A 12,988-nucleotide genomic window follows, 5' to 3' on the forward strand; every position below is an offset into this window, starting at 1 on the left:
GCCATGCTCACGCGGAAACAACAGGAACTTCTCCTGTTCATTCATGAACGGATGAAGGAGTCCGGTATTCCTCCCTCCTTCGACGAGATGAAGGACGCGCTGGATCTCGCGTCGAAATCGGGCATCCACCGCCTCATCACGGCGCTGGAGGAACGCGGCTTCATTAGGCGCCTGCCGAACCGGGCCCGCGCGCTCGAGGTGATAAAGCTTCCCGAAGCCTATACCCAGAGCCTGCAGCCGCGCCGCGGCTTTTCACCTGCCGTCATCGAGGGCAGTCGCGGCAAGCAGCCCCCCGCTCCCGTCGCCGCCCCGCCGCAGCGCACGCCCGTGGCCGAGGTTTCCTCATCCGTCTCCGTGCCTGTCATGGGCCGCATCGCTGCCGGCGTGCCGATCTCCGCCATCCAGAACAACACCCATGACATCACCGTTCCGGCCGAGATGATCGGCAACGGCGATCACTATGCGCTGGAGGTCAAGGGCGATTCGATGATCGAGGCCGGCATTCTCGATGGCGACACGGTGATCATCCGCACGGCGAGCAGCGCCAATCCCGGCGAAATCATCGTCGCGCTTGTCGACGACGAGGAAGCCACGCTGAAGCGCTTTCGCCGCAAGGGCGCGTCGATCGCGCTCGAAGCGGCAAACCCCGCCTACGAGACCCGCATCTTCGGGCCGGACCGGGTAAAAATCCAGGGCAAGCTGGTCGGCCTCATCCGCCGCTATCACTGATCGGCCGGCTGATCGAAACTGCCCGTGCGCCAGTCGTAGCTGCGGTGGCGGGCCCAGGGCCGATCGAGACTTTCCACGGCCGGTGTGATCTGCGCAGCTGAAAAGATGTTGGATAGGCCTTCGGCATCCGGGTGGATTTCGAGGGCCCCGGTTCGCCTCAAATGACGCGCCGTCACCAGGCGCGCACCCGAGCGGCAGGCATTTAGCCGCAGGGCCAGGGACACGACGACAAGGTCGGCAGCGTCGCAGGCCGTGCCCAGGAAGGCGACGTCGTCGAGGGTCACGATCCGCCAGCCGCTTGGCGAGACGGCGGCACAGAAGGCCTTTGCCTCGCAGACGAAGCCATTGCCGACCCGGGCCGCCGCGAGCGCGGACGCCATGGCGGCCCTCGCCTTCTGCCGGTCGGCCCTGCGCCGGGGCTTGTTCCGGCTTTCTGCGGCACCCGCGGTGCTGACGGCTTCTTCAAGGGTCAAGCCGGCGCTTCTGCGGATCTCGGGTTTTACAAGTTCGCCGAGCCGAAGGGCGCGCCGCCACTGCGCATAGATGAAGTCTGGCGGTCTTGCCCGGTTTGTGGCGACGGTTTCGCCGCGAAGGATGGCAACGAGGCGGCCATCCTCGGACACCAGCGCTTCCGGCGTGGCCCCTCCAGCCGGAAAGCAGGCGATGGCGAGGCCGATCCCGACAAGCAGCGTTCCCGCATGGCGCAGCCGCGTGCGCAGGATGCAGACAAGCCCGCCACCAAAACCGATCAGCAGGAACGCAATCGAGGGAATGCGGCCGGTGACGATCTCGCCCTTCCAGCTCGCAACCCATGTCGACAGCGCGATCATCCACTCGATGCCCTTGCCCATGATCGCGAAGGGCACGCCATCGAGGCCGAAAGGCATGAGCAGTACGGCGATGAGGCCGAAGGGCATGACGATCGCGCTGATGACAGGCATGGCGAGCAGGTTGCCGGCAAGTCCATAGGCCGGGATGCGATGGAAATGACCGATGGAATAGATCAGGGTCGAGAAGCCGCCGATCAGCGAGGACAGGAGCAACCCGCCAAAGAAGCGCCCCAGCGCGCCACCGAACAGTTTCAGGCGCCCTCCCTCGTCCTCGCGGCGGACGGGACGTTCCCGCCAGGCCGCATAGCCGGCGACGAGCCCGAGCGTTGCGGCATAGGACATCTGGAAACCCGGATTGGTGACGGCCGACGGCGTCACGGCAAGGATAACGATGGCCGAGAGCGCCACATTGCGCAGGCTGATCGCCGCACGGCCGAACAGCACCGCCACCAGCATGATGCAGATCATGATCCACGAGCGCACGGCGGAGATCGCACCGCCCGAAACGAGGATATAGAGCGTCACCATGACGAGCGCGCCGGCGGCGGCGATCTTCTTGGCGGGATAGCGTTCGGAAAAGCCCGGGATCAGTGCCATCAGAACGCGGGCGCCGACGAGGAAGGTGCCGGCGGCGAGCACCATGTTGAGCCCGGAAATGGCCAGCACATGGGCAAGCCCCGCCTCTCGCAATGCCTCCACCGTTTCCGTGCTGATCGCCCGCTGCTCCGCCGTCACCAGGGCCGCGGCGATCGCGCCGGCATCGCCGCCAATCCGCCCGCGGATATGCTCGGTGAGGTTGTTGCGCCAGGCCGCGACCGTCTGTCGAATCCGACCCTCGGCGCCCGGCTCGGCCACTGCAACCGCACGCGGGGCCTGATAGAAGTAGCCGACCGCGCCGGTGCCGGCGAAATAGGCGTCGAAGGCGAAGTCGTTGAGGCCGGAAAGCGCCGGGCCGGAGGGCGGCCCGAGCCGTGCCCGTCCGGATATCCCACCGCCGATCGGGATCGGCGCATGCCGACTGCGGGCGAGGAGCGTCACCACGCCGGGCGGGCGTTTGAGCACCGGGTCGCGTGTCGTATCGAGCGCGATGCGGTAGCGGATCGCACCCCGTTCGTCACTCTCGCGCGCCAGCACCCGCCCGCTGACATCGGTGGTAACGGGCGCATCAAGCACGACCGTATCGAGCCGCGCGCTTTCGAGCGCCGCCAGCAGCATGCCGACCGGAACGAAGAGTATTGCCCCGGCGGCGAGCGCAGTCCAGTCCTCCCGATGTCGGAAGCGCCAGGCGGGCCAGAACGCGAAGGCAGCGAAAAGCAGCAGTGCTGGAAGCGATGGATCAGTAACGGCGGAAAACCACAGGGCCGCTCCAGCACCAAGGAAGACCGGCACGAACAGGAAGAAATGGCCATGTGCCCGTTCCTGCGCGAAGGCGGCGGACCACGTCTGCGGCGTCTCGGAAGCACTCCTCAGGCGCCCCGCCGCTGTCAGAAGCATCACGACCCTGCCCCTGCGGGCCAGCGGATCGCGTGCCGGGACCGGCAGAGGAGCATCGTCAGGCGCCGCCCGCCAGGCATGCGCCTCGGGCACCTCCCGCCGTTCTGCGCCCTTGCCCTTCTCCATGATCCCGGCCCCACCCGTTCACACCGCCACTATGCAACCGAATGATGGAAACTTCAATCAACAGTGGTTGCCGCAAGTGCTAAGCCAGACAGAAAGGATGCCACCTCCGCATTTCGCGAAACACGCGTAAAAGTTGCTTGAAACTTGCTGGAAAGGGTAGATATTGCGTTGCCGGAAAGCCTATTTCCGCAATGCACAATTTGCCTTTCGTCTCGCTTGGCAGGCAGGTGCAAATGGGCTAGCAAAACGAGCATGTTCATGGTTCCGGCACAACTTCGTGCCGCCATTGGAAACAACGGAGGATCGTTATGACAGGAACAAGCGCGGGTGTATCGGTCGGTGGCAAAGCGGTTGAGCTGCCGACGCGATCCGGTACGATCGGCCCCGATGTGATCGACATCGGCACGCTGTACAAGAACACCGGCACCTTCACCTACGATCCGGGCTTCACCTCCACCGCGTCCTGCGAATCGAAGATCACCTATATCGACGGCGACGAAGGCGTTCTGCTGCATCGCGGCTATCCGATCGAACAGTTGGCCGAACACGGCGATTTCCTCGAAGTCTGCTACCTTCTGCTGTACGGCGAACTGCCGACCAAGTCCCAGAAGGACGATTTCGATTACCGCGTCACGCACCACACCATGGTGCACGAGCAGATGAGCCGCTTCTTCACCGGCTTCCGTCGCGACGCCCACCCGATGGCCGTCATGTGCGGCTGTGTCGGCGCGCTCTCGGCCTTCTACCACGACTCGACCGACATCACCGATCCGCACCAGCGCATGGTCGCCTCGCTGCGCATGATCGCCAAGATGCCGACGATCGCCGCGATGGCCTACAAGTACCACATCGGCCAGCCCTTCGTTTACCCGAAGAACGACCTCGACTACGCCTCGAACTTCCTGCGCATGTGTTTTGCCGTGCCCTGCGAAGACTATGTGGTCAACCCAGTACTCTCGCGCGCCATGGACCGCATTTTCATCCTGCATGCCGACCACGAGCAGAACGCCTCCACCTCGACGGTTCGTCTCGCCGGTTCCTCCGGCGCCAACCCGTTCGCCTGCATCGCGGCCGGCATCGCCTGCCTCTGGGGCCCGGCCCATGGCGGCGCCAACGAAGCCGCGCTCAACATGCTCGCGGAAATCGGCTCGGTCGAGCGTATCCCGGAATATGTCGCCAAGGCCAAGGACAAGAACGACCCGTTCCGCCTGATGGGCTTTGGCCACCGCGTCTACAAGAACTACGACCCGCGCGCCCGCATCATGCAGAAGACGACGCACGAGGTTCTCGGCGAACTCGGCATCAAGGACGATCCGATGCTGGAAGTCGCCATGGAGCTGGAGCGCATCGCGCTGACGGACGACTACTTCATCGAGAAGAAGCTCTACCCGAACATCGACTTCTACTCCGGCATCACGCTGAAGGCGCTCGGCTTCCCCACCACCATGTTTACGGTGCTGTTCGCGCTCGCCCGCACGGTCGGCTGGATCGCCCAGTGGAACGAGATGATCGAGGATCCGGAGCAGCGTATCGGCCGCCCGCGCCAGCTCTATATCGGTGCCCCGAAGCGGGACTACGTACCGGTCTCCAAGCGCTGATTTCAGCGGAGCCATCCATGAAAAAGCCCGGTCAGTTTCGACCGGGCTTTTTTGTTGCAAGAAGGTCCAGGATGACCGCCGCGCCAGTTTCGCCGGGCGGGCGCTGTGTCCGCATGCGCGTGTGTACGAGGTCATAGCCTTCCAGCATGGCGCTGCGCTGGGCCGTATCGGTCGAAAGCCGCTCGACCCAGCGGGTCAGACTGCCGGGGCGCACCATGTCGTTCAGATATTCCGGCACGACGGTGTAGTCGGCAATGATGTTGGGGATCGCCGCCGTCCAGATCTTCACCTTGCCGAGGAAGAGGTTGGCGAGCCAGTCGAAACGATAGGTCGAGACGACAGGCACGCGCGCGAGCGCCAGTTCGAGGATGACGGTGCCGGAGGCCGCGATCGCCGCATCGGCTTCGATGAAGGCCTGCCACTTCTCCGCGGTCGAAACGGTGATCTGCGGCTGCACCGGCCAGTCCGCCGTCAGTTTCCGCACCAGCGCCTCCTGCCGCGGCACGGTCGGCAGAAGGAAGCGCGTGCCGGGGTTGCGCCCGATAATTTCCTGCACCGCTTCGCCAAAGACCGGCAGCAGACGGGTGATTTCCGTGCCGCGTGAACCGGGAAGCAGCAGGCACGCGCACTCGCCCGGCGCGCGTTCGCCACGGGCAAGCCGTGCGGCACGAACCTGCTGGATGTCGGGATCGCTGACCAACCGGTGGCCGACATAGGTGGTCGCAGGGCCGCCGAGCCGCTCCATCACGGAAGGCTCGAACGGCAGAAGCGCGAGGACATGGTCGACATAGGCGCGCATGCGCGGTGCGCGCTCTTGCTTCCAGGCCCAGACACTCGGGCAGACATAATTCACGACCGGCAGGTCCGGCAGCGCCTTGCGCACGCGGCGCGCCACGCGATGGGTGAAGTCCGGGCTGTCGATGATGAGAAGCACATCCGGCCGTGCGGCGACCAACGCATCGGCCGTCTGGCGAATGCGGCGGATAAGCGACGGCAGCCGCTTCAACACCTGCGAAATGCCCATGATGGAGAGTTCGGAGAAATCGAACAGGGATTTGAGACCTTGTCGCTCCAGCGCTTCGCCACCGACCCCGACCAGCGTCACCGGACCGGCATACATGGCCCGTAGCGCCGCGATCAGATCGCCACCGAGAAGATCACCGGAAACCTCGCCGGCAATGACGCCGATTTTCAGAGGGCTTTCCGTCATCGCCGTGCCTCCGCCCTCTCGGGTATGATGCCCGTCACGAACAGACCGTGCGCATCTGCTTCGGCAACAAGCGCCGCACGTTCCAGCACAAGCGAGCGCCCAGCCTCCACGGCGATCCCGGCAAGGCCGGCGGCGCGGGCGCGGTGCAACGTTTCCATGCCTATGGACGGCAGGTCGGCGCGCAGGTCCTGCTCGGGCTTGCACAGTTTGACGAGAACGCCCTTGCGGCGCGTGGAGATGCGTCCGGCGGCACGCAGGCTTGCCACGCGCTCCAGCATCGCATCCGTACCCTCCGCGCCCTCGAGCGCCACCACGCGCCCGCCAAGCGCGACGGCGCCCTGCCCCACATCGAGGCGACCGAGCGCCAGCGCCGCGGCGGCCGCGGCGGCAATGTCGGCTTCGGCGGCCGCATCCGGCGTGACGGTGCCGAGCGGGCCTTCGCTGCCGAGCAGATCAGGCACGATTTCGTGCGCGCCGACGACCCGCACCCCCTCCGCTTCGATCAACCGGATGACCATCTTCAGCACCGCATCATCCCCCCCCTTCAGCAGGGTTCGGATGATGGACGGGACGGCGGCGAGCGCTTTCAACGGCGCATGGATGTCACGCCATTCCGGTCGACGGCGGACGGAACCCGACAGCACGGCGCGGCCGATGCCCTTCGCCCGAAAGGCGGCGCCAATACCGGCATAGTTGCCAATGGAAATGACCTGATGGTCGAAGCCGGTCCAGTCCGGGCTGGATTCGTCGCGAAGCGCCAGGACAAAGGGATCCTCGCCACGGGCGCGGGCCGCATCCGCGACATAGCGCGGCAGCAGGCCGCCGCCGGCGATGATGGCCAGCCGGTCGCGCACGAGGGGCCGGCTGTCCGCCACGCCGCTCAGCCCTTGCCGCGGTTCGGGGAAGACAGCGCGCGGTCGCTTTCGACAGCGATGAAATCGAGAATGTGCATGACAGGCACGCTATCGGCATAGTCCGCACGGATCGCCGCCGCATTGGCGCGGATCGACCCCTCGCCCTCGAAAATCTGCTTGAAGGCGCGGCGAACCTCATGGATCGTCGCTTTCTCCATACCGGAGCGGCTCATGCCGACGACGTTGAGGCCGCCGAGGATGCCCGGGTTGCCGTTCAGCATGCCATAGGGGATCACGTCATAGGCAACCGCCGAAAGCCCCCCGATGAAGGCCTGCCGGCCGATACGGGTGAACTGGTGCACCGCCGAACCGCCACCCAGGATCACCCGGTCCTCGACGGTCACGTGGCCGGCGAGCATGACATTGTTCGACAGGATGATGTGATCGCCGAGCTGACAATCATGCGCGACATGCGAATTGGCAAGAAACAGGTTGTGGTTGCCGACGACGGTCTTGCCGCCGCCTTCCGTCGTGCCGGTGTTCATCGTCACACCTTCACGGATGACGCACATCTCGCCGACCGAGAGGGTTGTCTCGGCGCCGTCGTGATTCACGCTCTGCGGATCGCCACCTATGACGGCATTGGCGAAGATGCGCGTGCCGCGGCCGATATGCGTGCGCCCCGTCACCACCGCATGCGTCAGAAGTTCGACACCATCGCCGAGAACGACCTTGGGCCCCACATGGCAAAAGGGTCCCACGACGACGTTCTCACCGATGACCGCTCCGTCCTCGATGACGGAGAGCGGGTGGATCTTCGCGCTGGCGGCAATCATGATCAGGCGTCTTCCTTCTTGACGATCATCGCGCCGATATCAGCTTCCGCGACGAGTTGCCCATCAACTTTTGCATCGCAGTGAAACTTCCAGATATTGCCGCGCTGCTTCTGCTTGACGACATGGAACTCGACGCGATCGCCGGGCACGACCGGCTTGCGGAAGCGGGCATTGTCGATCGTCATGAAATAGACGAGGTTGGAGCCAGAGCGCGTCTTGCGGGCGCAGATCGCACCGGCGGTCTGTGCCATGCCCTCGATGAGCAGAACGCCCGGCATGATCGGGTGGTCGGGAAAATGGCCCATGAACTGCGGCTCGTTGACCGTAACATTCTTGATGCCGACAGCAGAATCGTCGCCATCGATGTCGACGATCTTGTCGACGAGCAGGAACGGATAACGATGAGGAAGCAGCGTCAGGATCTCACGCAGATCAGCCACGCCGAGCGTTGCCTTGGTTTCTTCACTCATCGTTGCCCCCCTTTTTCTGGACTCGAGTGCTGGAACGCATGGCGATCTCCGCCATGTCGCGCAGGAAATCGCGCATCGGGCGCGCGGGAATGCCGCCGTATTTCTCGCCGGCTGGAATATCGGCGACGACACCGCTCATGGCAGCAATCTGCACGCCGTCGCCAATGGTAATATGACCGTTGATGCCGGCTGCGCCGCCGATCATCACGCCGTCACCGATGCGCGTGCTGCCGGCGATGCCCACGCCACTGACGATGCCGCAATGCCGGCCGATGCGCACGTTGTGGCCAACCTGGACCTGGTTGTCGATCTTGGTCCCCTCGCCGATGACGGTATCGTCCATCGTGCCGCGGTCGATCGTCGTGTTCGCGCCGATCTCCACATGGTCCTGGATGATCACGCGGCCGATCTGAACGATCTTGATCATGCCGGGCTTGAGACCGGGAGCATAACCGAAACCGTCCTGGCCAATACGCGCGCCGGGATGAATGATGACATTGTTGCCGATCAGCGCACACTGGATCGTAACGCCCGCGGCGATCGTGCAGTCGCGGCCGATGCGCACGCCTGCACCGATGATCGCCCCCGGTCCGATGCGGCTGCCTTCGCCGATCTCCGCGTCCCTGCCGACCACGGCCATCGGTTCCACCGACACATTGTCCTCAAGCCGCGCTTGCGGATCGACATAGGCGCCCTGGGCGACGCCGACGGGCGCCGAGGTCATCGCTTCCGGGCGCATGGCCGAAGGGTGCAGGATTTCGCCGGCGCGGGCAAAGGCGGTGTGCGGACGGGCTGAAATCAGCACCGCGGTCTTTGGGGGAACGAGCGACACGAGAGCGCGGTCGCACAGGATCGCGCTCGCCTCGCAGGTCTCGAGCTCGGCGCGGAACTTGCGGGAAAGAATGTAACAGAGATCGCCTTCTTTCGCCCGATTGACGGGCGAAACGTTGCGCACGACGCGGTCGGCCTGCGCAGGATCGGCGAGTTCCGCCCCAAGCCTTGTGGCAAGGTCACCCAGACGAATGCCGTCATGGGGCGGAAAGAACCAGTTATGCTCCATAGGCATGACTCCAGAACGTCCGTCTTCTCGCAGTTCTGGACTGCTTACCTCAGAACTGGGTCGCGATGCCGAACTTGAAGCGCTGCACCTCGTCGAAGGATTCCTTCTTGACCGGAACCGCGTAGTCGACACGCAGCGGGCCGAACGGCGAAGCCCAGATGATCGAGGCACCGACGGAAGCGCGCAGGCTCATGTCGTCACCACGGACCCTGTCGGCCGCAACGGTCTTGACGTCATTGCCGTAAAGCGTGCCGGCATCAACGAAGACAGCGCCGCGGAAGCCCGAGTCACGGGAGATGAACGGCAGCGGGAAGGAGGCTTCTGCGGACGCCGTGAAGTAGGTCGTTCCGCCGAGCGCATCGCCCGTCGAGGTCGCACGCGGGCCAATGCCGCTCGATTCGAAGCCGCGCAGGTCGTTCGCCGACAGCGTGAACTGGTCGAAGACCTTCACGTCGTTGCGGCCCCACATATGGCCACCGCTGACCGCGATGGAGCCGATGACATCGGCGTCTTCGAGCAGCGTGTGGAAGTAACGAGCCTTACCCGAGATCTTGTAGAAATCCGAATCGCCACCGAGACCGGCAAATTCCTGCGTGATCTGGGCGAAGATACCGTCGCGCGGCAGTGTGCGATCGTCGATCGTGTCGTAGGTCAGGCTGTGCGAGACCGAAGAACGAACCCACGGACCGTTGACCACAACATGCTGATACGGCGACGACAGCTCGTCGAGGTCGCCCGACTTGTAGTCGAGCTTGGTGTAGTTGTAGCGCAGCGACGTCGACAGGTCTTCCGTGATCGGAGCTGTCACACGCAGGGTAAAGCCCTGCGTATCGACACTGTAGTAATCTTCACTGTCGTCCTCGTTCTTGAAGACATCGAAGCCGGCAGCAAGGCGATAACCGAGGAAGTAGGGTTCGGTGAACGACAAGTTGTAGTCGCGCGAATTCTCGCCGCCACCGGCAGCCACGCGGATATACTGGCCGCGGCCGAGGAAGTTCTTTTCCTCGATCGAAGCTTCCAGCTTGAAGCCACCCTTGTTGCCCGTCTCGTAACCGGCGCCAATACCGAACGAGCCGGTCGACTGGTCCTGAACGTCGACGACGAGCACAACGCGGTCGGCCGAGCTGCCCGGCGCCGTGGTGATGTTGACGGTCGAGAAGTAGCCGAGCGCCTCAAGACGGCGCTTGGCGCGCGTGATGACTTCCTGGTTGAAGGCATCGCCTTCACCGATATCGAACTCGCGGCGGATGACGTAGTCACGCGTACGGGTGTTGCCACGGATCTCGATACGCTCGACATAGGCGCGCTCGCCCTGATCGACGAGGTAATCGACGGCGATCGTGCCGTTGCCGAGGTCGCGGTTGCCGCGCGGGGTCACGCGGGCAAACGGATAACCGTTGGCCGCGACGCGCTTGGAAATCTCGGACATCGAGTCCTGTACGTCGCGAGCGCGATAGGTCTTGCCCGGGCGCGATTCGACGAGGCCCTTCAGCTCTTCGCCATCGATGCCGTCAACGGTCGATTCAACGTTGATTTCACCGAAGTCGTAGCGCTGGCCTTCCTCGACCGTGAAGGTCACGACATATTCGTTGGAGGCTTCATCGAGAACGGCTTCCGACGAGACGACGCGGAAGTCGGCATAACCGTTGTTGAAGTAGAACTGGCGCAGCGCCTCTTCGTCGGCGCGCAGCTTGTCTTCGCTGTAAACGTCCTTGCGGGTCAGGAACGACAGGAAGTTCGACTTCTTGGTGACGACGACGGCCTGCAGGCGGCTGTTGCTGTAGGCCTGGTTGCCGACGAAATTGATCTGCGAGATCTTCGTGCGGTCACCTTCATCGACGACGAAAGCAACGTTCACGCGGCCATTGCCGAGCGGATAGACCTGCGTCGTGACGGTAGCGTCGGAACGACCGATCGAAGCATAGGCATCACGGATGGCCTGCTTGTCGGCCTCGATGGCGGTTTCGCTGTACGGGCCGAGCGACTGCGAACGCAGAACCGGCGCGAGCTTCTCGTCCTTGATCTTGCGGTTGCCGTTGATGACGACCTGGTTGATCAGCTGGTTTTCATCGACGGTGACGACGAGCGTGCTGCCGGAAACCGAAACCTTCACATCCGAGAAATAGCCGGTCGCAAAAAGGCGGCGCACGGAGGCGTCGATATCGGCATTGGAGAAATTCTTGCCGGGCGTGATGGTGATGTTCGCCTTGACCGTATCGGCGCTCACGCGGCTGGCGCCACGCACCTGGATGCTGCGGATAACGGCCGCTTCCGCGACGGAGGCGGAGACAAGCGTGGCAAAAGAGCCGCCCGTGACAACCATACTGGCCGACAATGCAACGGCCGACACGGCGTTCAAAAAGTTTGAACCAGCTTTCATCTTCACTACTTACCTTCGTTTCAACGTCCCGGCAGGCGCGTACGCCCGATTCCGGTCACGTTTGCCGTTTTAACCGCTTTTGCCATACAAGCAAGCGCACGCGTTAATTTCTGTTTACTTCAATTCCAACCGTGGCCCGAAGGTCACTACATCCGTTTCATTACGGTAAACAGAGCGTTAGCACGACTGCCTCAGCGAAAGCGGCTCCCCTTTTGATTCCTGCCGGAAGACCGGCAAACCTTAGCCGAGAAGCATGGAAATATCGTTCCAGGTCGCAAAGACCATCAGCATCAACACCAGCGCCATGCCGATGCGAAATGCGATCTCCTGCGCCCCGGGCCCGACTGGCCTGCCCCGGATAGCCTCCACCGCATAGAACATCAGATGGCCGCCATCAAGTACCGGAACCGGCATCAGGTTCAAAAGTCCAATGGAAACAGACAGAACCGCGGCAAGCTGAAGCAGGGCGGCAACACCGAGCGTCGCCATCTGGCCTGAAGCCTGCGCCACGCGGATAGGTCCACCGAGCTGATCGGCCTTCATGCGCCCCATGACGAGATTGGAGAGATAGTCGAACGTGCCCGTCACGATGTGCCAGCTTTGCAGCACGCCCTGCCCCACGGCCTCGACCGGGCCGTATTCGACGACACGGAAATTGCCGCTTTCCTGGTTGGTCACGATGCCGATCAGGCCAAGCTCGATCTTGTTGCCGAACTGGTCGGTGATCTCGGTACGCTTGGGCACCATGGGCAGGTCGAGATCCTGGCCATCGCGGCGTACCGTCACCTTGATCGTCAGTTCCGGACGCACGCTGACATAGCGGCGCACGTCGTCGAAGGTCGCCACCGGATTGCCGTCGAGCGCGACAAGCAGGTCGCCCGGGCGCACGCCGGCCTCCTGGGCGGCGCTGTCCGGCCGGACTTCGGCCACGATCGGATCGGCGATCTGCCGGCCATAGATGGAGAACATCACGGCGAAAATGGCGATGGCGAGAATGAAATTGGCGATGGGGCCGGCGGCGACCGTGACGGCCCTCTTCCAGAGCGCAGCGCCGAGGAAGGTGCGCTTGCGCACATCATCCGGCAGTGCGGCGACGGCATTGTAATCCGGAATGGACGCCGGGTCGTCATCGCCGAGGAATTTTACATAGCCGCCGAGCGGAATGGCGGAGAGCTTCCAGCGTGTGCCGTGGCGATCGGTGAAACCGAGAAGTTCCGGGCCGAACCCGACGGAAAAGGCGGTAATGCCGATACCGGACCAGCGGCCGGCGAGATAATGACCCATCTCGTGCACAAAAACGATGAGGGTCAGTACGATCAGAAAGGGAAGGATATAGCCCGTCACGAATCCAACGGAGCCAGCCAGCATGTCCATGGTCCCAATCCCCAGTCTGTGTCGCCG

At 63.6% G+C, this 12,988-nt stretch carries 10 protein-coding genes; 2 read left to right on the forward strand and 8 right to left on the reverse strand.

Features of this window, described 5'->3' with window-relative positions:
- Positions 1-3 precede the first annotated feature (3 nt).
- Positions 4-729, forward strand: coding sequence for a transcriptional repressor LexA (gene lexA / locus AKG11_RS11855; protein WP_023512639.1), 726 nt, complete (start codon positions 4-6; stop codon positions 727-729).
- Here the strand turns inward: lexA and AKG11_RS11860 are convergent.
- On the reverse strand, positions 723-3,179 hold the full coding sequence (locus AKG11_RS11860; RefSeq protein ID WP_082342409.1) for a ComEC/Rec2 family competence protein: 2,457 nt from the start codon (positions 3,177-3,179) through the stop codon (positions 723-725). The two genes, lexA and AKG11_RS11860, sit on opposite strands and share 7 nt — an antisense overlap.
- 308 nt (positions 3,180-3,487) lie before the next feature.
- Between AKG11_RS11860 and gltA the strand changes: the two genes are divergently transcribed.
- Positions 3,488-4,777, forward strand: coding sequence for a citrate synthase (gltA, locus tag AKG11_RS11865; protein ID WP_023516370.1), 1,290 nt, complete (start codon positions 3,488-3,490; stop codon positions 4,775-4,777).
- Positions 4,778-4,808: 31 nt separating this feature from the next.
- Here gltA and lpxB read toward each other — a convergent pair whose 3' ends face one another.
- The 7 genes from lpxB to rseP form a co-directional block, all read right to left on the reverse strand.
- Complete coding sequence (gene lpxB / locus AKG11_RS11870) at positions 4,809-5,987, reverse strand: lipid-A-disaccharide synthase (protein ID WP_050744010.1); 1,179 nt, start codon at positions 5,985-5,987, stop codon at positions 4,809-4,811.
- A complete protein-coding gene (locus tag AKG11_RS11875; RefSeq protein WP_050744011.1) occupies positions 5,984-6,862 on the reverse strand; it encodes an LpxI family protein in 879 nt (292 codons plus the stop codon). The genes lpxB and AKG11_RS11875 overlap by 4 nt, the downstream gene beginning before the upstream one ends.
- 5 nt (positions 6,863-6,867) lie before the next feature.
- Positions 6,868-7,677: an acyl-ACP--UDP-N-acetylglucosamine O-acyltransferase gene (gene lpxA, locus AKG11_RS11880; RefSeq protein WP_050744012.1), complete on the reverse strand. Its 810-nt coding sequence runs from the start codon at positions 7,675-7,677 to the stop codon at positions 6,868-6,870.
- A 2-nt stretch (positions 7,678-7,679) separates the two neighbouring features.
- On the reverse strand, positions 7,680-8,147 hold the full coding sequence (fabZ, locus tag AKG11_RS11885) for a 3-hydroxyacyl-ACP dehydratase FabZ (RefSeq protein WP_023516366.1): 468 nt from the start codon (positions 8,145-8,147) through the stop codon (positions 7,680-7,682).
- A complete protein-coding gene (gene lpxD, locus AKG11_RS11890) occupies positions 8,140-9,207 on the reverse strand; it encodes a UDP-3-O-(3-hydroxymyristoyl)glucosamine N-acyltransferase (protein ID WP_050744013.1) in 1,068 nt (355 codons plus the stop codon). Before lpxD ends, fabZ begins: the two co-directional genes overlap by 8 nt.
- A gap of 49 nt (positions 9,208-9,256) precedes the next feature.
- Positions 9,257-11,587 carry an outer membrane protein assembly factor BamA gene (gene bamA, locus AKG11_RS11895; RefSeq protein WP_050744014.1) on the reverse strand — a complete coding sequence of 777 codons (2,331 nt, stop codon included), beginning with the start codon at positions 11,585-11,587 and terminating at the stop codon, positions 9,257-9,259.
- Between the two features lie 240 nt (positions 11,588-11,827).
- Positions 11,828-12,955, reverse strand: coding sequence for an RIP metalloprotease RseP (rseP, locus tag AKG11_RS11900; protein ID WP_371260060.1), 1,128 nt, complete (start codon positions 12,953-12,955; stop codon positions 11,828-11,830).
- Positions 12,956-12,988 lie beyond the last annotated feature (33 nt).

Source organism: Shinella sp. SUS2 (genome assembly GCF_001262505.1).
GTDB lineage: Bacteria > Pseudomonadota > Alphaproteobacteria > Rhizobiales > Rhizobiaceae > Shinella.